This window comes from Citromicrobium bathyomarinum (assembly GCF_038594605.1).
Lineage (GTDB): Bacteria > Pseudomonadota > Alphaproteobacteria > Sphingomonadales > Sphingomonadaceae > Alteriqipengyuania > Alteriqipengyuania bathyomarina_B.
This window is the reverse complement of record NZ_JBCFZM010000002.1, coordinates 207,334-228,576: the sequence shown is the minus strand read 5'-3', so window position 1 is coordinate 228,576 and position 21,243 is coordinate 207,334. Positions and strand designations below refer to the sequence as shown.

Annotated in this window: 21 protein-coding genes; 11 read left to right on the top strand and 10 right to left on the bottom strand. The window is 64.8% G+C overall.

The annotated features are described in order from the left end of the window. Positions 1 to 12: 12 nt before the first annotated feature. Positions 13 to 768, top strand: coding sequence for a siderophore-interacting protein (locus AAG612_RS08075; RefSeq protein ID WP_342509081.1), 756 nt, complete (start codon positions 13 to 15; stop codon positions 766 to 768). Here the strand turns inward: AAG612_RS08075 and AAG612_RS08070 are convergent. The 5 genes from AAG612_RS08070 to AAG612_RS08050 form a co-directional block, all read right to left on the bottom strand. Next, entirely contained in the window at positions 765 to 2,336 is a 1,572-nt protein-coding gene (locus AAG612_RS08070; RefSeq protein ID WP_342509079.1) for a cryptochrome/photolyase family protein, read from the bottom strand. The genes AAG612_RS08075 and AAG612_RS08070 overlap by 4 nt on opposite strands. Positions 2,337 to 2,490: 154 nt before the next feature. Next, the gene (locus tag AAG612_RS08065; RefSeq protein ID WP_342509077.1) at positions 2,491 to 4,107 is read right to left on the bottom strand and encodes a hypothetical protein; all 1,617 of its coding nucleotides are present in this window, start codon (positions 4,105 to 4,107) and stop codon (positions 2,491 to 2,493) included. Between the two features lie 136 nt (positions 4,108 to 4,243). After that, the gene (locus tag AAG612_RS08060) at positions 4,244 to 5,779 is read right to left on the bottom strand and encodes a tetratricopeptide repeat protein (protein ID WP_342509075.1); all 1,536 of its coding nucleotides are present in this window, start codon (positions 5,777 to 5,779) and stop codon (positions 4,244 to 4,246) included. An 83-nt stretch (positions 5,780 to 5,862) separates the two neighbouring features. Further along, a complete protein-coding gene (locus AAG612_RS08055) occupies positions 5,863 to 7,365 on the bottom strand; it encodes a hypothetical protein (RefSeq protein ID WP_342509073.1) in 1,503 nt (500 codons plus the stop codon). Positions 7,366 to 7,396: 31 nt separating this feature from the next. Next, on the bottom strand, positions 7,397 to 9,574 hold the full coding sequence (locus AAG612_RS08050; protein WP_342509071.1) for a primosomal protein N': 2,178 nt from the start codon (positions 9,572 to 9,574) through the stop codon (positions 7,397 to 7,399). A 59-nt stretch (positions 9,575 to 9,633) separates the two neighbouring features. Between AAG612_RS08050 and AAG612_RS08045 the strand changes: the two genes are divergently transcribed. Further along, the gene (locus tag AAG612_RS08045; protein WP_342509069.1) at positions 9,634 to 10,326 is read left to right on the top strand and encodes a DUF4197 domain-containing protein; all 693 of its coding nucleotides are present in this window, start codon (positions 9,634 to 9,636) and stop codon (positions 10,324 to 10,326) included. Positions 10,327 to 10,335: 9 nt separating this feature from the next. On the opposite strand, the gene AAG612_RS08040 is transcribed toward AAG612_RS08045, so the two are convergent. Continuing rightward, positions 10,336 to 10,977, bottom strand: a complete 642-nt coding sequence (locus AAG612_RS08040; RefSeq protein WP_342509068.1) for a DUF2490 domain-containing protein — start codon at positions 10,975 to 10,977, stop codon at positions 10,336 to 10,338. 59 nt (positions 10,978 to 11,036) lie between these two features. Between AAG612_RS08040 and fsa the strand changes: the two genes are divergently transcribed. The 3 genes from fsa (at position 11,037) to AAG612_RS08025 (ending at position 14,598) form a co-directional block, all read left to right on the top strand. Then, positions 11,037 to 11,690, top strand: coding sequence for a fructose-6-phosphate aldolase (fsa, locus tag AAG612_RS08035; RefSeq protein WP_342509066.1), 654 nt, complete (start codon positions 11,037 to 11,039; stop codon positions 11,688 to 11,690). A gap of 12 nt (positions 11,691 to 11,702) precedes the next feature. Then, positions 11,703 to 13,526 carry a cobaltochelatase subunit CobT gene (gene cobT / locus AAG612_RS08030; protein ID WP_342509064.1) on the top strand — a complete coding sequence of 608 codons (1,824 nt, stop codon included), beginning with the start codon at positions 11,703 to 11,705 and terminating at the stop codon, positions 13,524 to 13,526. Positions 13,527 to 13,920: 394 nt separating this feature from the next. Next, positions 13,921 to 14,598: a nitroreductase gene (locus tag AAG612_RS08025; RefSeq protein WP_342509061.1), complete on the top strand. Its 678-nt coding sequence runs from the start codon at positions 13,921 to 13,923 to the stop codon at positions 14,596 to 14,598. Here the strand turns inward: AAG612_RS08025 and AAG612_RS08020 are convergent. Beyond that, a complete protein-coding gene (locus AAG612_RS08020; RefSeq protein WP_342509060.1) occupies positions 14,595 to 15,182 on the bottom strand; it encodes a DUF998 domain-containing protein in 588 nt (195 codons plus the stop codon). The genes AAG612_RS08025 and AAG612_RS08020 overlap by 4 nt on opposite strands. 122 nt (positions 15,183 to 15,304) lie before the next feature. On the opposite strand from AAG612_RS08020, the gene cysS reads away from it, so the two are divergent. Then, positions 15,305 to 16,849, top strand: a complete 1,545-nt coding sequence (cysS, locus tag AAG612_RS08015) for a cysteine--tRNA ligase (RefSeq protein ID WP_342509058.1) — start codon at positions 15,305 to 15,307, stop codon at positions 16,847 to 16,849. A gap of 115 nt (positions 16,850 to 16,964) precedes the next feature. Next, on the top strand, positions 16,965 to 17,903 hold the full coding sequence (locus tag AAG612_RS08010) for a D-2-hydroxyacid dehydrogenase (RefSeq protein WP_342509055.1): 939 nt from the start codon (positions 16,965 to 16,967) through the stop codon (positions 17,901 to 17,903). 70 nt (positions 17,904 to 17,973) lie between these two features. On the opposite strand, the gene AAG612_RS08005 is transcribed toward AAG612_RS08010, so the two are convergent. Further along, the gene (locus AAG612_RS08005) at positions 17,974 to 18,336 is read right to left on the bottom strand and encodes a hypothetical protein (protein ID WP_342509053.1); all 363 of its coding nucleotides are present in this window, start codon (positions 18,334 to 18,336) and stop codon (positions 17,974 to 17,976) included. After that, on the bottom strand, positions 18,326 to 18,514 hold the full coding sequence (locus tag AAG612_RS08000) for a hypothetical protein (RefSeq protein ID WP_342509051.1): 189 nt from the start codon (positions 18,512 to 18,514) through the stop codon (positions 18,326 to 18,328). Before AAG612_RS08000 ends, AAG612_RS08005 begins: the two co-directional genes overlap by 11 nt. A 102-nt stretch (positions 18,515 to 18,616) precedes the next feature. On the opposite strand from AAG612_RS08000, the gene AAG612_RS07995 reads away from it, so the two are divergent. The 4 genes from AAG612_RS07995 to AAG612_RS07980 all read left to right on the top strand — a co-directional run bounded on the left by AAG612_RS07995 (position 18,617) and on the right by AAG612_RS07980 (position 20,867). Continuing rightward, on the top strand, positions 18,617 to 19,303 hold the full coding sequence (locus AAG612_RS07995; RefSeq protein ID WP_342509050.1) for a S24 family peptidase: 687 nt from the start codon (positions 18,617 to 18,619) through the stop codon (positions 19,301 to 19,303). 200 nt (positions 19,304 to 19,503) lie between these two features. Continuing rightward, complete coding sequence (locus tag AAG612_RS07990; RefSeq protein WP_342509047.1) at positions 19,504 to 19,926, top strand: hypothetical protein; 423 nt, start codon at positions 19,504 to 19,506, stop codon at positions 19,924 to 19,926. Between the two features lie 9 nt (positions 19,927 to 19,935). Next, a complete protein-coding gene (locus tag AAG612_RS07985) occupies positions 19,936 to 20,130 on the top strand; it encodes a helix-turn-helix transcriptional regulator (RefSeq protein WP_342509046.1) in 195 nt (64 codons plus the stop codon). A 77-nt stretch (positions 20,131 to 20,207) separates the two neighbouring features. After that, the gene (locus AAG612_RS07980; RefSeq protein WP_342509043.1) at positions 20,208 to 20,867 is read left to right on the top strand and encodes a glycosyl-4,4'-diaponeurosporenoate acyltransferase CrtO family protein; all 660 of its coding nucleotides are present in this window, start codon (positions 20,208 to 20,210) and stop codon (positions 20,865 to 20,867) included. Here AAG612_RS07980 and AAG612_RS07975 read toward each other — a convergent pair. Further along, on the bottom strand, positions 20,846 to 21,238 hold the full coding sequence (locus tag AAG612_RS07975; RefSeq protein ID WP_342509042.1) for a hypothetical protein: 393 nt from the start codon (positions 21,236 to 21,238) through the stop codon (positions 20,846 to 20,848). The genes AAG612_RS07980 and AAG612_RS07975 overlap by 22 nt on opposite strands. Positions 21,239 to 21,243: the final 5 nt, after the last annotated feature.

Below are 21,243 nucleotides of genomic sequence, written 5' to 3'. Positions count from 1 at the left end.
TAGATGCGCGATATGAGCACACGACCCGAGCCCCGCGAACTGACCGTTCTCCAACGCAACCGCATCACCCCCTCCCTCCAGCGCGTTACGCTGGGCGGGCCGGGTCTCGACGGGTTTCCCGCCGGGCAGGAGGGCGGTTATCTCAAACTGTTCCTGGGCGAAGGCGAGAACGGAAAACCGATCGTGCGCACCTATACGATCCGCGATCAGCGTAAGAACGAGCTCGACATCGATTTCGCGCTGCATGGGGGCGAGGCTGCCGGGCCTGCAACGAAGTGGTCGCTCACCGCAGAGCCGGGAAGCACAATCGCGGTCGGCGGGCCGGGAGCCGCCAAGCCATTGCCCGACGGCCATGACTTCTACCTCATTGCAGGGGACATGACTGCGCTGCCTGCGATTGGCGTCAATCTCGCGGCGCTCTCACCCGACGCACGGGGCCTCGCCGCCATCGAGATCCAGAACGAAGCGGACAAGCTTGCGTTGGCGAAGCCCGACGGCGTCGAGATCAGGTGGCTGGTCAATCCCGAGCCCGGCAGCCGGCCCTCTCTTCTCTCCGACGCCTTGCGCGGCCTGCCGCTGCCCGAAGGAAGACTGGCCGGCTGGGCGGCCTGCGAATTCTCCTCAATGCGCAACCTGCGCGCATTCCTGCGCGACGAGCTGGGGCTGCGCGGCCCCTCGCTCTACATCTCCAGCTACTGGAAGGCGGGGCTGGTGGAGGACGATCACAAGGTCGCGAAGCGCGAGGATGCCGAAGCGCAACCGGCCTAGTCCGCGCGGGCCCATCCCTTGTCCGCAGGTTCGAGCGAGCCGAGAAAGTCCTCGGCGGTTCCCAGATATGCCTTTTGCTTGTCCTCGCCCATGCGATCCCAGTTGGAATAGATCCGCCCGACGCGGTGGTTGCTCTCCAGCCTGTCGCGGTGCCGCTCCATGAAGTGCCAGTAGAGCGAATTGAACGGGCACGCGCCTTCGCCGGTCTTCTTCGATACGCTGTAAGCGCAGTCGGAGCAGTAGTTGCTCATCTTGTTGATGTAATTGCCGCTCGCCGCGTAGGGCTTGGACGCAAGCTTGCCGCCATCGGCATAGAGGATCATCGCAGCCACGTTGGGCAGCTCGACCCATTCGTACGCGTCGGCATAAATGACCAGATACCAGTCCTGCACCTCGCGCGGGGAGATCCCGGCGATGAGGCAGAAATTGCCCAGTACCATCAGCCGCTGGATATGGTGGGCATGGGCGTTGGCGCGGGTCGAGCGGATGCAGTCCGCGAGGCATCGCATGTCCGTCTCGCCGGTCCAAAAGAATTCGGGCAGCGACCGCTGTGCATTGAGCGCATTGGCGCGTTGCAGATGCGGCATGTGCAGCCAGTAGAAACCGCGCACATATTCGCGCCAGCCTATCAGCTGGCGGATGAACCCCTCGACGCTATTGAGCGGCGCGTTGTCCTCCTTGTACGCCTTCTCGGCGCGCTGGCACAGCTCCAGCGGATCGAGCAGGCCGAGATTGATGCTGGTGGAGAGCATCGAGTGGAACAGGTCGTCCTGCCCGTGGATCATCGCGTCCTGGTAGGGGCCGAAACACTTGATTCGCTCGGCAAAGAAGGCGTCTGCGGCCTCCTCCGCCTGATCGCGGGTGACCGGCCAACCGAAATTCTCGAGGCTGCCGAAGTGATCGCCGAACCGCTCCTCGACCAGATCGATACAGTCGCGGGTGATGTCGTCGGGCTCGAAAATTGGACGCAGCGGCGCTTCGAGCCCTTCCTTGGGTGGCTTGCGGTTTTCGCTGTCGTAGTTCCATTCGCCGCCTTCGGGCTTGTCGCCATCCATCAGCAGCCCGGTTTTGCGGCGCATCTCGCGGTAGAAGAACTCCATCCGCAGCGTGTCGCGATCTTCGGCCCAGTCGCGGAATTCGGCGATCGAGCACACGAAGCGGTCGTCGGAAAGTATCTCGACCTCGCAATCGAATTTGTCCGGCCATTCCTCGATGGCCTGCTGAACCCGCCACTCGCCCGCCTCGACGATGTGGATGGCGCGCGGATCGTGGCGCTCGATCGCGCGGGCGACCTCGCCGGTGAAACTGCCGGCATTTTCGGAATCGTCGAGCGCGACATAGTCCACGCTCCAGCCGGCATCGCGCAGCTCGGCGGCGAAATGGCGCATGGCGGAGAAGATCAGTGCGATCTTCTGCTTGTGATGCTTCACATAGGTTGCCTCGTCCCACACCTCCGTCATCAGGACGACGGTATCGTCCTTGGTCCGCCCGCTCAGGCTGGCGAGGGTGCGGGTCAGCTGGTCGCCCAGAATGGGAACTAAAACGGGGCCATCGTTGCAATTTGCCATGCCCGCTCAATGCACGAAGGCGCACCGTGGGCCACTGGCCTTTGGGGCAGGGCGTCGCTGCCACTACCCGGATGATGCCTTGCAAGAACGAAAAAAGGGCCGGAAGCGCGATGCTCCCGGCCCTTCTTGAATTGCGAAGTCGGTTGGCGCGGGGTCAGTCGACCTTGCAGCCGTAGTCTTCGATCCTCTTCTCAAGCGCTTCACGTTCGGCCTTGCGCTGCTCTTCGTCCTTGTACTCGCCGGGATGATCGGGCCGGATTTCGTTGAGCAGCGGGTCGCGCTTGCCCTCTTCGAATTCGGTGAACATCTTGCGGAGCATGCATTGCTGGCCGCCCTTTCCGTCGATGAACCGCGCTCCCACGATCTTCGCTTCCGCCGGACGATCTTCGAGCAGCAGCATGTGCACCAGCGCCTGGCGAATGGGGTAGTCGAACGGCGCATAGCGGAATGCGCTTTCCAGGCCCGTCTTCGCCACCTCGGGCATCTCTTCGCTCTCGTCGAAGAGGTAGCTCAGATAATAGCCGTAGAGCGGATAGGGATGATCGAATTCCTTCTGGTTGGCTGCCGCATAGCGCTTGCGCGCTTCGCTGAGCTTGGACGGGTCCTCGAACGACTGACGCAGGGCGATGTCGCCATAGAACATCGCGGCTTCGGTCGACTCCGGATCGGCGGCGATGGCACGCTCCGCCAAGGCTTCGGCTTCGGCGTAGTTGCGCGCGTCGATCTCCGCCTCCATCGCTGCGAGCAGCACTTCCGGGCTGTTCGGATAGCGTTCCACCAGCGGGCGGGTCTTACGAACTACGCTTTGCGCTTCGTCCTCGTCGACACCACGATTGGTGATGATCATTGCTTCCATGCGCGCGGCCTGCGCCTCGTTGAGCTTGTGTACCTCGACCGGCGGCTCCGCCTGCGTGGCGTAGGGCACCTTGAGCACGCGTGCAGCGCCCTGGCGGAATTCCTCGAGCTCCCTGCGTAGCACATCGAGATCGCCAAAGGCGATTTCGGCGGCTTCCATCCGCGATTTGCCCTCGCTGATAGCCTGCATGTACTTACCCATCTGGCCCCTGCGTTCGGGGTTCAGGTTCAGGTGGCTCGCGAGCAGCCAGCCATGGGCATAGGTCCGTCCGGTGGTGTTGCGATCCGGCTTGGCCGGCGGATCGAAAGTCTTCTCCAGGTCGATCGGAATGGACGAAAGCGAGTAGCTGCGTGCGGTCGGCACGTCGCCGATGACGAAGTAATCGTCAAAGAATTCGACGTTCGAAAACAGCTCGGCAAAGCCTTCGCTGTACCACAGCGGGTACGGCGCATCGCTGTGCTGGAACATGAAATAATGGACATATTCGTGGAACAGGATGCCCTGCGGATCGAGCATCATCGCGCTATCCACGTCGCGCTGCCGGCTGCGTCCGCGCCGCTTGTTGAGCTCACGCGGGACGAAAGCGACCGCCCCGTCGGCGCGACCGATGAAGAAGCCGCCGATGCCGCTGCCGCGAGCGCCGGCCAGCGTCGCCATGTCACGCGTCTCGCCGAAGCGGAACACCGTGACCTTGGCCGATTCAGGCAGGCTGCCGTCGTCGGGGCCAACGCCCGTGAGGATGCGCAACACTTCGTCGAGGCGCTCCAGATCCTGCGCGAATTCCTTGGTGCTGTCGGCGTCGTCTTCCGCATACACGATGAAGTGCAGCGTTTCCGCCCGGTGCCAGTCCTGTGCCGATGCCGGCACGGCGATAAACACCGTTAGCGCGGCAAGTAATGATGCGATCAAGCGCATTTCGAAATTTCCCCTAGTGTCCAATGGTTTGGGTGCAAATACGCCCCGACTCGTAAAGGCTAGTAGATAATCCGGGCGATTTCAATGATGTGCCGTTCTGCACTCGGTCGGTGGGGCGCTTGCCGCAGGGGGATGGCTAACTCGCGAGATCGAGGGCGCGCTGCGCCGCTTCCCGCCGGGCGGGATCGTTGAGCATGGATTCCAGAAGCCTGCGCGCCGCCTCCAGCTCGCCGCGCCGCACCAGCGCGACCGCATAGGCGTAGCGCAAATCGCTGACGCCCGCATTCCCCACGAATGCGCGCCCCAGTTGATCGAAGGCCCGCTCGCTCGGGTCCAGCCCCTGTTCGATGAAGGTCTGGTAATAGATGGCAGCGGCGAGGGGTTCCTCACCGGCATCGGCGGCTACCGGAGCCAGCAGCTCGCGGATGGCATCGAAGCCGGCATCGTCGTCCAGCTCTCCCGTGCGAAGCTGGCGCGCGAGCATGAGTTCGGCCTTCAGGCGGAGCGCGGGGTGTAGCGCCGGATCGAGCTCCAGCGCCCGGTTGACGGCTTGCCACGCCTTCTCGTCCGAATATGTGCGTCCGGTGACGACGATGACGCCGTTCTGGAAGCCGTACCCACCCAGCATGAGGTCGGGCCCGTAGCGCCCGCTCTCTGTCAACGCGAATTCTGCGGCGGCGTATTCGTACCAGACGTCCGCGCTGTCCGGGAAGCGGCGGGTCAGTTTCTCGAGATCGCCCGCCACGTCCTCGACATCCCTGTTCTCGAGGCGACGCAGCCGCGGGACGATCAGCGCCACTTCGTCTTCTTCCATGGGACTTAAGGCGACGGGAACCGGCTCGCCGAAGCGCACCGGGACCTGCCGGAGCGATACCCGCCCCTTTTTTGCTTGCTGATAGAGGCCGCGCGCCTCCTCAGCATGCGCCTGCAGATCGCCCAGTTCTGCAGCTGCCCGTTCCAGCGTGCCGCCACTGGCATAGATGGCTAGATAATTCTGAATTCGCGCATCGTTACTCGGATTGGAAAGCAGGGCGCGCACGAGTTCGCGGCTCATGCGGTAGAATTCGCCGTAGAGCCGGTCGCCGACGGGGGCCTTTTTCTCTTCCAGCACCGCGCGAAAGCGGATTTCGGAGAACTTGCCGTCGGAGGGGCGGGTGAAATCGGGCACGCCGAGCAGGAAGACGTCGTCCTGAGCTCCCTCTTCCGCCTCCTGCAGGATCGTCGTGCCGAAGAAAGCCGGAAGCCCGACATTGAGCCAGGGTGGAAGGCGGCGAACGAAAGCATGGTTGAGGTGGACCGATGCAGCCGCGAAGAAAACGCTGCTGTCGCGGTATCGGATATCGCGATCGGGATCGTACATCGCGAAGGTGGTGTCGATTTCCGAGCGCAGTCGGGTCAGGCCAGAAAGCGGTTGTCCCGCGACGTAGGTTATCCGCCCGTCATCATCGTCGAGGAAGATGTGATGCTTGCGCGCCGGTTCGAGTTGCTGCGGGAACTGGCGTTGCATCAGCAGCCGAAATGCCTCCAGCCGCTGTGCAAGATCGCGGATCTCGGTTTCTTCGAGGTCGCCGTAGAGGACGAAATTCTCGGTTTCCGCACGCAGCCAGTCCGTTGCTCCGGCGCGAACGGGGAGGGTCAACAGGGCGAGAATGAACACCAGTCGCCAGATCATGGATGAAACCTATCCCTTGTTGCGATGCGTCGTGTCAAACAGGCTCCTACCTGCCTCGTCCCGCCAAACAGATTTGCGGACCGCTAGCTCGAGAGATCGAGCGCGCTTTGTGCGGCCTCGCGATAGTCTGGATTGTTGAGCATGGATTCCAGCAACGTACGGGCCAGTTCGCGCTCGCCCCGCCGCGCGAGCGCGACCGCGTAGGCATAGCGCACCTCCTCGACGCCGGCATTGCCGATGAACGCGCGGCCTAGCGCGTCGAAGGCGTCTTGCGGCGGTGCGATGCCCTGTTCGACAAAGCTCTCGTAATTGAGCGCCGCGGCGAGTGGATGCTTGCCCGGCTCTGCGACCAGCGGAGCGAGCACTGCCCGGACTTCTTCGAACCCTTCCGCATTTTCGAATTCGCCATTGCGGACCATGCGGGCCAGCATGATCTCCGCCTTCAGTCGACGGGCCTGCGGTTGGTCCGGGTCGATCTCCAGTGCCCGGTTGGCGGCGCGCCAGGCGTTTTCATCCGAATATTTCCGGGCAGTCACCACGATGACACCCCCGGTATTGCCGAGCCCGCGAAAAACCCGGTCGGGCCCGTAGAGACCGCCTTCGTAGAGCGCGAACTCGGCTGCGGCGTATTCGTACCAGACGTCCGCGCTGTCGGGGAAGCGCTCGGTCATGCGTAGAAGATCGCGGGCGACATCCTCTCTCTCGTGATCGAGCAGCCGCCGGAAGCGGATGTCGACCAGCGCGATCTCGTCGTCGCCCATGGCGCGCACCGTGACCGGACCATTCCAGTCGAGCCCGATTGCAACCGCGTGCAGCGTTGGCCTGCCACGTGCGATGGACCGCGCGCTCTTCAGGACCGGGGCGAGGTCGCCGATGATCTCGACGCCATCCTCCATCGAACCGCCGGCGTTATAGGCCTGGAGATATTTCTCGATCTTCGCGTCGTTGGCGGGGTCCGACAGCAGACCGCGTACCAGTTCCCCGCTGGTCCGTTTGAAATCGGCGTAACTCGAGTCGGTAGGGTGGGCGCGCACCAGCATCACGTCCGTGAAGCGTCGTTTCGTCGGCTTCCCCGTCATCGGGTACCACACATCGGGCACGCCCAGCACGAACTTGCCAACGCTGCCGAGCATCGCGGTGCTGAAGTACCCTGTAAGACCGTGGCTGAGCCAGGGCACCATCGGCCGGATGAATGAACCCGACAAGCGCAGCTTGGCAGCGGCATCGGAGACGTGAAGATGCCTGAACTGGTCGCCGTACCTCGTCGAAAACACCGAAAAGGAGGCGTCGATTTCGGGCCACGACTCGGCGTAACCGCCCAAATGCCTGTTGGTGACGCTGGAAATCCGGCCGTCGTGCTTGTCGAGAAACACGTGGTGCTTGCGAGCTGGCGCGACCTGGTGGGGCACCTGGCGATCGAGCAAGATGAGGAACGATTCCAGCCGCACCGCAAGCGCGCGGATATCCTCTTCTTCTAGGTCGGCGTGGATCACGAAATGTTCGGTCTCGGCGCGCAGCCAGTCGGACGCCCTCGCTTCGACGGAGAGGCTCAGCGCGATCAGCAGCAGGGCAAGGCGGAGCAGCATCGCCCGGATCATGGTCCGAAAAAAACGCCTGTCAAACAAAACTATAGGGGTCGACGTCCACGCTCACCCGCACGCCGCGCGGCAGGTCGAGCGGGCTCAGCCAGTCGCGGATCGCGTCCTGCAGCGCGGCGGTGCGCTTGGCGTTGATCAGCAGGCGGTAGCGATAGCGACCGCGCAGCTGCGCGAGCGGGGCGGGCGCGGGGCCGAGGATCATGATGTCGTCCAGCCGGGGGCGCGCATCGCCGATCCGCGCGGCGGCGAGGCGCGCTTCCTTGTCGTCCTCGCTCGACACGATGATTGCCGCCCAGCGACCGAAGGGCGGGGCATTGGCGTGGCGGCGTGCCTCCAGCTCCGCCTCGAAGAAGGCGTCGCGATCCCCCGCCGCCAGCGCCGCGATTACCGGGGCTTCGGGATGGCGTGTCTGGATCAGCACCTCGCCGGGCTTGCTCGCCCGGCCTGCGCGCCCCGCGACCTGCGCGATCTGCTGATAGACCCGCTCGGCCGCGCGCAGGTCTCCGCCCTCCAGACCGAGGTCCGCGTCGACCACGCCGACCAGCGTCAGGTTGGGAAAATGGAACCCCTTGGTGACCAGCTGCGTGCCCACGATCACGTCGATTGCACCGCTTTCCGCCATCGCGACGAATTCGGCGGCGCGCGCGGGGCTGTTCAACGTGTCCGAGGTGGCGACCGCGATGCGGGCCTCGGGCGCGATCTCACGCACCTCGTCGGCGACGCGTTCCACGCCGGGACCGCAAGGGACGAGGCTGTCCTTCTCGCCGCACTCGGGGCAGGCTTCGGGCGTCGGTTCCTCGTGCCCGCAATGGTGGCAGGCGAGCCGATGCGAAAAGCGATGCTCGACCAGCCACGCGCTGCACTGCTTGCACTGGAAGCGATACCCGCAAGTGCGGCACAGCGTTAGCGGGGCATAGCCGCGCCGGTTGAGGAAGAGCAGCGTCTGCTCACCACGCTCCATCCGCGCGAACAGCTCGCGCGCAAGGCTGGGCGCGAGCCAGCGGCCCCGCTCTGGCGGTTCCTCGGTCAGATCGAGCAGGCGGATCGTGGGCAGCGTGGCGCCGCCGAAGCGGCTCGGCAGGTCGAGCTTCCGGTAGGTGCCCGTCTCCGCCATGTGCAGGCTTTCCAGCGCGGGCGTGGCGCTGGCGAGCACCACCGGTATCCGCTCGAAATGGCCGCGCATCACTGCGACATCGCGGGCATTATAGCGCACGCCGTCGTCCTGCTTGAAGCTGATCTCGTGCGCCTCGTCGACGACGATCAGGCCGAGATTGGCATAGGGCAGGAACAGCGCCGAGCGCGCGCCGACCACGACTTGCGCACCATTGTTCTGCGGTGCCCGCGTGATGGCATTCCAGGCCCTGCGCCTCTCGGACGACTTGAGCGAGGAGTGCCACAGCACCGGGGGTACGCCGAAGCGATCCTCGAACCGGCGCAGAAAATTCTCGGTCAGCGCAATCTCTGGCAGCAGCACGAGCACCTGTTTCCCGGCGCGGATCGCGGCGGCGACGGGTTCGAAATAGGTCTCCGTCTTGCCAGAGCCGGTCACCCCGTCGAGCAGGATCGGCGCGAACTCTCCCGCCTCGACCGCCTTTACCAATTCGTCCGCCACCGCCGCCTGGTCGGGCGACAGCACCGGCTCGGCATGGTCGGGCTGGGCGCGGGGGTAGGGGCGGTCGGCGTCGACCTCCTCGGCTTCGAGCACGCCCTGCGAAACGAGCCCGCGCAGCACGCCTTCGGATACGCCTGCCAGCGCCGACAATTCGCGGATCGTCCCCTGCCGGTCTGTCAGGTTTTCCAGCGCGACCTTGCGTTGCGGCGTCATCCGGTCGGGCTCCTGCCCGGACAGCCGGTATTCGGTGATCGTCACCTCGCCTTTGAGCGCGCCGCCGCTCGCCAGCACCATCCGTGCGACCGACGACATCGGCGCGCAGTAATAGTCGGCGGTCCATTCGATCAGCCGCCGCAGTTCGGCCCGGATCGGCGGCACGGGCAGCACCTCGATGATCGGGCGCAGCTTTTCCTCGGGCACCGACTGCGCCGGAAGCCGTTCTTCCTCCCACACGATGCCCGTGATCCGGCGCGGGCCCAGCGGCGCGAGAACGACGCTGCCATGCTCGACCGCTATCCCGTCGGGGACGCGGTAATCGAGCACGCCGAGCGCGGCGTTGAATACTAGGAGGCGGATACGGCGCATGGGTCGGCCGCCAATATGGGCGTGGGAGCTACCTCGCCACAAGCATGGAAGGCACGATGATGAACGGAATTCTCCAAAAGGGCCTCGACCGCCGTAAGCTGCTCGGCTCGCTGGGTATCGGGACGGGGGCGCTTATGCTGGGCGGCTGCGCGACGTATCAAGACCGCGTGACCAACGTGATCGAGCGGCTGCTGCTCCTTTCCAGCGAGCGCGCCTTTGCGCGCCTGACCGCGCCGGGCGGCTTCTGGGATCGGCAGGTCGCTCAGATCGGGCTCGACGGGTTTCTCGGCGCGCGCGGCAACGTGCTCGCCTCAATCCTCACCTCCGGCCTCGTTAAATCACGGCTTGAGCGCGAATTTGCAGGCTTCGCGGTGGACGCGAGCGAGCGTGCCGCGCCGGTCATCTTCGATACGATTCAGGTGATCGGCGTACGCAACACGATCGACCTCATCACTGGCGGGCCGACCGCAGCGACCGCTTACCTGCGCGCTCAGGCCGGTAACCGGGTTATCGATGCGATGGTGCCCGAACTGGGCGACGCGATGCGCGTGGCGCAGGATCCGCTGGTCGGCCAGATTGTCTCCAGCCTCGCCGGAATCGATGTCGGTGGCGTCGCAGGCCGCGTGGCGAACGAGGTCAACGACACGATCTGGACCGAGATCGCCCGCGAGGAAGCCGCGATTCGTGCCGACCCGCGCAGCACGAACGACCCGGTGCTGATCGGCGCTTTCGGCCTCGCCGGGCAGCGGTAGCCGCGGGCGTTAGAACCGATACGCGAGGCTCGCCTGCGGCACGTGTGTATAGGTGTCGCCGCCGGGGCGCGGGCGCAGTTGCAGCAGGTAGCCGCCGGTGATCTCCAGCTTGTCGGCGGCGCGATAGGTCAGCCCGGCATTGAAGCGCCACTGGTCAATCCGCTGTGGCCCGCCGTCATTGCGATCGCGCAGCTGGTATAGCAGCTCGACCGATCCCGCCGCCTTCAGCTTGGGCGCAATCGAATCGCTGATCTGAACGCGCTGGCGCAGGCGCAGCGCCATCCGGTCTGCATCGTCGTAGAAGCGTTCCTCAATCCGCGTGCGCAGCGACAGGATGCCGGTTTTGTAGCCGACCTGCTGATAGGGGCGGATTTCGGTGAAGCCGCCGGTGTCGTGCACCTCCATCCCGCCGCCGATGGAGAACCCGTCGCCGACATCGCGATCGACCACCGCGCCCACGATGTATTCGTTCGGCCCATCCTTGCGCCGCTCCTCCAGCTCGAACTTGAAGCTGGTCCCCGGCGCAATCTCGCCCTTCGCGGCCAGCTCGACCCAGAACTCGGTCTCGTCCGCGAGCGCCGCACTCGGTTGCAAAAGCAGAGGCACGGCGGCAAGTGGAGAGAGACGCGCCAGACGGCTAACTGATCGCATAGAGAATCCTGATGTCCGGGGTTCGAATGTGACGCCCATATGACAGGTTTGTAACGAAAATGAAGTTCTTCGCCGACACTGCCGACATCGCCGACATCAAGGACCTCGCCGAAACGGGCCTGATCGATGGCGTGACCACCAATCCTTCGCTGATCCACAAATCGGGCCGCGACTTTATCGAGGTTACCAAGGAGATCTGCGGGATCGTCGATGGTCCGGTCAGCGCGGAAGTGGTCGCGCTCGATCACGAGACGATGATGAAGGAAGCCGACAAGCTGCGCAAAATCGCGGATAATGTCTGCATCAAGGTGCCGCTAACGCTCGACGGGCTGAAGACCTGCCGCGCGCTGACCGACGACGGAACGATGGTCAACGTGACGTTGTGCTTCTCTGCCAACCAGGCGCTGCTCGCCGCGAAAGCCGGCGCGACCTTCGTCTCGCCCTTCGTAGGGCGCCACGACGACAACGGCTTCGACGGGATGAAGCTGATCGACGATATCCGGCTGATTTATGACAATTACGACTTCGATACCGAAATCCTCGTCGCCAGCGTGCGTCATGCGACCCACGTGCTCGAAGCGGCGAAGATCGGTGCCGATGTGATGACCGCGCCGCCCAAGGTGATCCGGGGCCTCGTCAACCACGTGCTGACCGACAAGGGGATCGAAGGCTTTCTGAAGGACTGGCAGTCCACCGGACAAAGCATCCTCTAGGCAGGCCCCGAGTTGAGCGAAGAAACCCCTCTCGACCGGTTCAAACGCGCGCTGACTGGCGGCGCGCGAGCGATCGCGCGCGAGCCCGAGGTGGAAGTCGCGTGGAGCGCGGACCGCCCCGGCGCGGCAGGCAAGAACTTCCGCGTGCCGCTTCCCGGCCGCCAGCTGCCGCCCGAACAGGCCGCCGAGGCGCGCGGCTTCGCTGATAGCTTCGCGCTGAAAATCCGCCTCCACGACAATGCGCTGCACGATTCGGGTGCGCCCGGCGATCCTGTGGCGCGCGCGGTCTATGACGCGGTCGAGCAGGTTCGCTACGAGGCGTTGGGCGCGCGGGGCTTTGCTGGCGTAGGTGATAACCTCGCCGCCGCGACCGAGCTGCGCGCTGCCAGCGACCCCATCGCCCGCGCCACCGAGTCCCGCGATGTCCCGCTCTCCACCGCAGTCTCGCTGATGATGCGCGAGGCGCTGACCGGCAAGCCGATCCCTCAGCGCGCACGCAAGGGCGTCGATCTTGTTCGCAGCTTCGTGGAAGAGCGCACCGGCGGCGATTTCTCCGCGCTGGCGGACAAGCTCGACGACCAGAAAGCCTTCCAGGACCTCTCGATCGAGATGCTGCGTCAGCTCGACCTGATCGAGGGCGCGGACACCTCGCCCGATGAAGCGGACGAGGAAGGCGACGACGACGAGGGCGAAACGCCCGAGGACGATACCGACGAGGAAGACGCGGGCGATCAGTCGCCCCAGCAGAGCCCCGAAGCCGCCTCCGAAATGGCCGAAGGCGATGCGGACGACGACGGCGAGGGCGAGCTTTCCGAAGAGGAAGGCGACAGCGACGACGCAGGCGAGGATGGCGAAGAGGGCATGATGCCCGTGCGCCCCAACCGCCACTGGACCGACATTCCCGACGATTTCGACTATCAGGTCTATACCCGCAAGTTCGACGAAGAGATCGCCGCGACCGAGCTATGCGACGCCGAAGAGCTGGATCGCCTGCGCGCCTATCTCGATAGCCAGCTGACCGGTCTGCAGTCGATCGTCACCAAGCTCGCCAACCGGCTCCAGCGCCGGTTGATGGCGCAGCAGAGCCGCAGCTGGGATTTCGACCAGGAAGAAGGCATGCTCGACGCCGCGCGGCTGGCCCGCGTGGTCGTCAGCCCCGGCCATTCGCTTTCCTACAAGCGCGAGCGCGAGACCGAGTTCAAGGACACGGTCGTCACCCTGTTGATCGACAATTCGGGTTCGATGCGCGGGCGGCCCATTTCCATCGCCGCGATCAGCGCGGACATCATCGCGCGCACGCTGGAGCGGTGCGGGGTGAAGACCGAAATTCTCGGCTTCACGACCCGCGCGTGGAAGGGCGGTCACACCCGCGAGAAATGGCTCGCCGACGGGAAGCCGCCGCACCCCGGCCGCCTCAACGACCTGCGCCATATCGTCTACAAGCAGGCCGACGAGCCCTGGCGCCGCGCCCGCCGAAACCTCGGCCTGATGATGCGCGAAGGGCTGCTGAAGGAAAACATCGATGGCGAGGCGCTGCTATGGGCGCACCAGCGCCTGCTCGCCCGGCCCGAAGACCGCCGCATCCTGATGGTGATCTCCGACGGTGCTCCGGTCGATGACTCCACCCTGTCGGTCAACCGCGCAGGCTACCTCGAAGCGCACCTGCGCAAGACGATCGAGTGGATCGAGAAAGCCTCGCCGGTCCAACTGGTCGCCATCGGCATCGGCCACGATGTGACCCGCTATTACAAGCGCGCGGTGACGATCATGGATGTCGAGCAGCTCGGCGGCACGATGATCGGGCAGATGGCGGACCTGTTCGAGGTGGAGGGGTGAGATGGACGGCGGTACGGTCAGCACAGGCGTGGTATTTCTGATCTCCGGCGCCGTGTCGTTCTTTTGGCCCCACAGTCGCCAATTTGGATCGTCGGAACACCGGCAGAGGCGACTGCGGGAGCTGGATGCTGGCGCGTCCGAAGACTTTTTCGAAGAGCGGCGGGCCCTTGAGGCATACCCTCCCAAAGTTCACGTCTCTCAGCGGACTATCGCCCTGTCTGGTGCGGCAATAATGGTTGCCGGCGCATGCCTGATTGGACTTGGGCTCTTCGATTGAGGCCCCCCTCGCCGGTTGCTCGACCATCACGTCCCGCAGTCGGCCGAGGACTGGCGAGGCGGTCGCGTTCTGAAGCGGCCCTTGGCGCATAGCGGCTGATCCGCTAGCCACGCGAGCATGAGCGAACCAACAAGATCCGTCAGCCAAGCCGTCCGCACCCGCCGCTCCGTACGCGAATTTCTCGATACGCCCGTGCCGCCGGAAACCATCCGCCGCGTCATGGACACCGCGCGCTGGGCGCCCTCGGGCTGCAATTACCAGCCGTGGGAGGCGACGATTCTGAACGGCGAGCCGCTCGCCCAGCTGCGCGATAAGCTGCGCAGTTCGGAGATGAAGCAGCCCGATTACGACTGGGACGCGCCCAAGCAGGAGGATCGCTACAAGCAGCGCCTCTACGATCTTTCCGCCAGCATGTTCGAATCGCTCGGGATCGAGCGCGAGGACAAGGCGGGCCGCGCCGCAGCGATGGGCCGCAACGTGGTCAGCTTCGGCGCGCCCGTCCTGCTGCTCTGCTACTTCCCGAGGCTGATGAAGGAGGCGCAATGGTCCGATACGGGCATGTGGCTCCAGACCATCATGCTGCTGCTGCGCGAGGAAGGGCTCGATTCCTGCCCGCAGGAATTCATGGCCTACTACGCCGATCCGATCATGGAACACATCGGGGTTAGCACCGAAACGCACCGCTTCTTCTGCGGCATGGGCATCGGCTATCGCGACCCGGATGCGCCCGTGAACAATTTCGAACGCAACCGCGTCCCGCTGGAAGAGCATGTGCGCTTCGAAGGCTGGAGCTAGCTGCGCTCTTCCTTCGGTATCCGCCGCACAATATCGGGATCGCGCCAGATCATCACGCCCATGAAGACGAACCAGCCCAGCTTGCCGAGCGCCAGCCCGCGCTCGTAGAGCCCGTCCCACGCGGTCGGAACCAGAAACAGGAAGGGCGCGGCGATCGCCCACACCACGCCGCCGCCATACAGCGCGATGCCCAACCGCCGATCGATCTCGTAGAACTGGCCTGCGGTCAGCAACACGGTGAGCGGGAAGGCGGCCCCCATGAAATAGACCAGCTTGTAGTGGATCTGCATTCCCTCGCCGGTCGAGTAGGCTTCGTAGGCCGCAATCAGCGTGTAATCGATGGCCAGCAGCACCAGCAGGCCAGCGCCCAGGCGCCAGTCCCACCGGGTGACGCGCCAGCGCAGCAGGCCGATGGTCACGGCCAGCACACCGACGACGAAGGCATAGATGCCGAGGTCGGAAAGAATGTCCCACTCGCCCGCGGCAAGGTTGCTGATCGTGTCGCTCGCCAGCCCCACCCGGTCCGACAGGCTCGCGCCGAGAAGGTCGCACACGACCGCGATTGCGCAGCCCGCGATGGCCACGCCGCCGAGCGTGCGCGAAAGCGGGTCGGTTCCGGAATCCTTGCTGATGGTGGTGCCTTTCGTGTGGCGGGTGTAGCGTTGGCCTGTTGCGTCGCCAGGCCGCTTGGCGCATCTGCGCCGCCATGACCGACGCGCCGCAACTCAAGCTGTTCAATTCTCTCAACCGTCAGCTGGAACCCTTCGTTCCGGTCCATGAGGGCGAGGCGCGCGTTTATACCTGCGGGCCGACGGTGTATAACTATCCGCATATCGGCAATATGCGCGCCTATGTGTTCGCCGATGTGCTGGGGCGCACGCTGAGCTGGCGCGGCTACAAGCTCACCCACATCATCAACATCACCGATGTCGGCCACCTGACCGACGACGCGGACGCGGGCGAGGACAAGCTGGAGAAGATGGCTGCCAGACAAAAGCAGTCGATCTGGGACATTGCCGAGCATTACACGCAGGCGTTCAAGGCCGATGTAAAGGCGCTCAACATCCGCGAGCCTGCGGAGTGGTCGGTCGCGACCGACTACATCGAAGCGATGATTGATTTTGCGAAGAAGATCGAAGCGGAGCACTGCTACCAATTGGAAAGCGGGCTCTATTTCGATGTCTCGACGGTCGAGGATTACGGGCGGCTGGCGCGCGCGGTCACGGAAGAGGGTGAAGGGCGGATCGATACGGTCGAGGGCAAGCGCAACGCCGCCGACTTTGCGATCTGGCGCACCACGCCTGCAGGCGAGACGCGGCAGATGGAATGGGATTCGCCGTGGGGTCGCGGCGCGCCCGGCTGGCATCTCGAATGCTCGGTGATGGGTGGCAAGCTGCTCGGCTTCCCGTTCGACATCCACACCGGGGGGATCGACCACCGCGAGATCCATCACCCCAACGAGATCGCGCAGAACCAGGCCTTCTGCGGTTGTGGCGGGCTTGATGATGCTGCGCATTCGGGCGCGAAGACTTGGATGCACAACAACTTCCTCGTCGATCGGACGGGCAAGATGAGCAAGTCGTCGGGCGAGTTCTTGCGGCTTCAATTGCTGATCGACAAGGGCTATCATCCGCTCGCCTACCGGATGATGTGTCTGCAGGCGCACTACCGCAGCGAGCTGGAGTTTTCGTGGGAAGGGCTGGGTGCGGCGCTGACGCGGCTGAAGCGGATGGTGATGGGGGTGGATACCGTCAAAGCTCGTCATGCCGAACTCGTTTCTGCAAGCAGGCCTTCGGCTCCGGCATCCAGCGAGCAACCCGAGCCGAGCGTGCAGGATGAAAGCTGGACCCTGAAACAAGTTCAGGGTGACGATTGGGGGAAGCTCGCGCCGGCGATCGAGAAGTTTCAGGCGGCACTGGCCGATGACCTCAACACGTCGATCGCACTGACTGCGCTCGAAGAGGCTTTGACGATCAAGAAGGTCGAACCGGCGCGAAAGCTGCGGGCCGTTGCCGCGATGGACGCGGTCCTCGGCCTTGGCTTGCTCGGCCTCGCGCGGACCGATCTGCGCATTCGCCCGAAGGATACCATCCTCACCGAAGCCGAAATCGAAGACGCGCTGGAGCGCCGCAAGGCTGCGCGGGCACAGAAGGACTTCGCCACCTCCGACGCCATCCGCGACGAGCTCGCTGCCAAGGGCGTCGAGGTGATGGACGGCGATCCCCTCGGCTGGGAGTGGAAGCTGGGTTGAAGACACACCGTCACCCCGGCCGCCGAGCCGGGGTCCCGCTTCTTCCTGTGCTGTGCAAAAAGGAAGCTGGATCCCGGATCAAGTCCGGGATGACGAATGAGGGTAACAAAAAGCCATGACCACCGCCGTCCTCTCCTCCCTGATCCGCCCGCTCGTCGAAGCGCGCCTGCCCGACTGGGTCGAGCCGCTGTGGTTCATGAGCAAGGAGGAGGCGATCGAACTCGCGCCGTGGGCCGAGATCGGCTGGTTCGACTTCAACCAGCCCGGCCCGATGTGCGAGGTTGTGACCGCTGCGACCAACCTGAAATGGCTCAACTCGATCTATGCCGGGCTCGACTTCCTGCCGCTCGACCTGCTGAACGAGCGCGGCACCATCGTCACCAACGGGGCGGGGATCAACGCGATCACGATTGCCGAATATGTCGTCATGCTCATGCTCGCCCACGCCAAGGGGTACCGCGAGGTGGTCCGTGCGCAGGACCGGCACGAGTGGCTGCAGGACAGCCCCGGCAAGCGCGAACTGGCGGGCGAACGGGTGCTGCTTCAGGGCCTCGGTGCGATCGGCAAACTGGTGAAGACCCGGCTCGAAGCTTTCGACATGGAGGTGGTGCCCGTGCGCCGCTCGGGCGCGGATGGTGCGCTGGGCCCCGATGAGTGGCGGGGCAAGCTGAGCGAATTCGACTGGGTGGTGCTCGCAGTGCCCTCGACGCCGGACACGCACCACATGATCGGCGCCGACGAACTGGCGGCGATGAAGTCCAACGCGGTGCTGGTGAACGTGTCGCGCGGCGACGTGGTCGATCAGGCCGCGCTGGTCGATGCGCTGGAGGCCAAGGGCATCGAGGCCGCAATGCTCGACGTGACCGAGCCCGAGCCGCTGCCCGAGAATCATCCGCTGTGGAGCCTCGATAACGCGCAGGTCACCATGCACCTGTCGGGCCGCGCGCAGACCGGGATGTTCCAGCGCAGCGCCGACCGTTTCATCGAGAACCTGGGCAAATGGCATGCGGGCGAAAGGGTCGAGCCGCAGATGGATCTTTCGCTGGGCTATTGATCGCCGCGCGCCAGACACACCTGACACAGTGTCCTAGAGGCAAAAACCGGCGCGCCATCCGGGTGCGCGATCAGCTGTCCTCCAGCAGCAGTATTTCGCAGGTGACGGTGAGCTGCGGAGCGGGTTGCAGCACATGATCGACCGCGCTGACCGTGGCATCGGCGACCAGTCGCGCGGGCAGGGCGAACTCGTGGTCGGGCAAAGAAGCGATCAGCGCTTCGCCGCCTGCGATCGCGTCGGGCGTATCGAACACGATCCGCAGGGTGTGCCGCGTGCCGGCGAAGGTGATGCTCGCCCAGCTACGCTCACGATGTTCGACGACCCGGCCATGATTGCCAGCGAGCGCGAGCACTGCACGTTCTAGCCGGGCGGCGCCACCGCGCCGCTGCGGAAGCGCGGGCGGTGCGGGTGTGGCAATCGGTTCAGCCCGCATCTTGCGTCTCCCGCCATTGCGACATGAAGCCATCGACGCGGCGCTCGGTCCCGGTGCGGGGCATGCGCCCGTTGCGCAGATCGAGCACGAAGCGCGGATCGTGCGTCGCCAGCCGACCGAATTTTGTCGCAGGCATGTCGAACTCACGCAGGAACTTCTCTATCCTTCGAATCAGCATATTTTTCCCTCACTCAAGATCGAATCTTCCGCCGCGGTGAAGGATTGCTCGCTCGCGAAATCCTACTTGTCTAGGAAAAATCTTTGATATAGGAAAATGCGTATGGCAGATGATCCTACAGCTGTGTCCGCCCCGACGGGCGATGCGCCCCGCGCGCGGTTGCTCGAACTGGCGAAGGAGCGCGGCTCCAGCCTTGCCGGACTTTCGGCGCTGATCGGTCGCAATTCCAGCTATTTGCAGCAGTTTATCCGCAAGGGCAGCCCGCGCCGTCTGGAAGAGCGGGACCGGCGGACGCTGGCCGAGTTCTTCGGGGTCGAGGAAAGCGAGCTGGGTGGCGAAGCGGAAAAATCCTACGCATCATCGCGGGTCGAGGCGCTGCGGGACGAGGATTTCCATGCGATCCCGCGTCTCTCGCTCGCGGTCGCTGCGGGGCCCGGCCAGTTCGCAGGGGGCGAGGCTCCGTTCGACAATTTCGGCTTTTCGGGTCGTTGGCTGCGCGAGAACGGTTTCGATCCCAAGATGCTCTCTGCCCTCAGCGTCGAAGGCGATTCAATGGAGCCGTTGCTGCGACACGGTGATGAAATCCTGATCGATCGCGGCTCCCGGTTCGAGCGGGACGGGGTGCATGTCGTGCGGATGGGCGATGCGCTGATGGTCAAGCGGTTGGCGAGCGCGGGCGCGGGGCGCATCGCGCTGCTCAGCCAGAACCTCGCCTACCCGCCGATCGAGGTCGCACTGGACGAGGTCGAGGTGCTGGGCCGCGTCGTGTGGAAGAGCGGGCGGTTGTGAGATGGGCGGAGCCGGGCGCGGCGGGGGCAGAACCTTTTGGCCTTGCGAATTCTGCCTTGTGATGCAAAACAAACTTGTCACTAAGACAAGGCAGCTTCTCATTAAGCCAAGCGAACTGGGTATCAACGCGAGGCGGGAGGCCGGATAGAAAGGGCATTGCCATGACTTCGAACTCGACACCCGCCATCAAGATATAGGCGATGATTGCAGCCATCGCCGCACCCATCGTGTTTGTCGCCTCGCTCCCCTGGTTGCAGAACCAGCCCGATGCGCTGGTCTACCTGTGTACCGGGATCGCCGCGACGATCACCGTCGTGGGCAGCTTCGTGGTCGCCATTTACGAGCACCGGAAGCTCGACGAATGGCATCGCGCCGCGGCGGGGTTTTCCAACCAGTGGGGCTGGATCGCAGGCAGCGGGCTTGTCGCGCTGCTCCTGTCGCTGCCCCCGTTCCACGGGTTGGTGATGAGCGTGGCAGGAGCCGTGGCCGGGGTCGCCGATCCCGATCGGACGCTGGCGCTGATCGCTTTCACGCTGGGTTTCATGGCGGTCGTCGTCGCGCAAATGGCGTGTACTGTCGTGCTGAGCATCGTGTGGCGCGCGCGCAAATCGCGGGCGGCGTAGGGCGCCGCCATGAACAACACCATCAGGGTATTGCGCGCAGAACGGCGCTGGAGCCAGGCCGAACTGGCAGAGCGGGTCGGGGTCTCGCGCAATTCGATCAACTCGATCGAGAACGGGCGCTTCGACCCCTCGCTGTCGCTCGCCTACGCCATCGCCGATGCGTTCGAGACGGGGGTGGAGGACGTCTTCCTGCGTCAGAAGTAATGCTGCGCAGCAGCGGCCTAGCCTCGTGCTGGCGCAGAACGGGCACCAGTTGAGCCGGAGCATCCAAGGGGAGAGGAATGGGCAAGGAGAAACGCAGGGTACACCGCATGGATGGCCACAGCGCAGCGGCACGGCGCCTGGCCGACCGGCTGAACCTTTTGCCCATCGCGGTGTTCTGCCTGTGGCTGGCCGCGTTCGCCTTGTTCTGGGGGCAGGCGCACGGGCCGCTGCGCAGCTTCGATACGCCGCCGCCGGGCATGGCTGCGTGGCCGTGGTTCGCCGCCTCGATCCTTGGCGCTGCGCTGGTCCTCGCCCTTCCCGAAGGTTTCTATCGGCTGCGCGGGTTCGAGCGTTCCGGCCGGTTGCACGAAGCACTCGGCGCAAAGGCGTTTCGCGCTTTCGTGACCAATGGCGACCATATCAACCGCATCGTGACGCGCCGCTACCGCGACTATCGGGTTTACCCCCATGGCGAGGTTGTCGCAGCGGCGGCGCGGACCGCACGTCAAAGCGAGCGGTCGCATCTGGTATGCCTGATCGCGGGGCTGGTCGCCTGTTTCTATGCGGCGCTGATTGGCTGGTGGGGCTGGGCGGGCGCGATGCTGGTCGCGAACGTGCTGGGCAATCTCTACCCGGTGCTGGTCCAACGCCATACGCGGGCCCGCCTGCGGCCGCTTGAAGAGCGCGACGCGCGTCGTCAGGCGGCCACGCGCAGTCAGGAAGGTCGCTGGCGGTAATCCTCGTCCTGCAGCGAGACCATGTAGTCGACGATCAGTGCAACATCCTCGTCGGTCAGGCCGACATCCATGATATCGGGGTAGTTGTGCGCATCGCGCAGGTACGCGGTCAGCGTTTCGCGGGTCAGCCCTTCGCGGTTGGCGATCGCGGGGAAAGTCGGCGCCTGCGGGAGGGGCGAGAGCGTATCGGGCGTCACGGCGTGGCAACTGCCGCACACCGCATTCACCAGCATCGGTACGCCGTCTTCGTCGGTTTCGGCCAGGGCGGCACGGCTCGTCGAGGTTGTCGTCTCGGAGCTCGCATCGCCCGACTGGCAGGCGGCGAGCGCGAGCGCGGCCGCCGCGCCGAGCATGACAAGGTAGGATTGCATCGCGA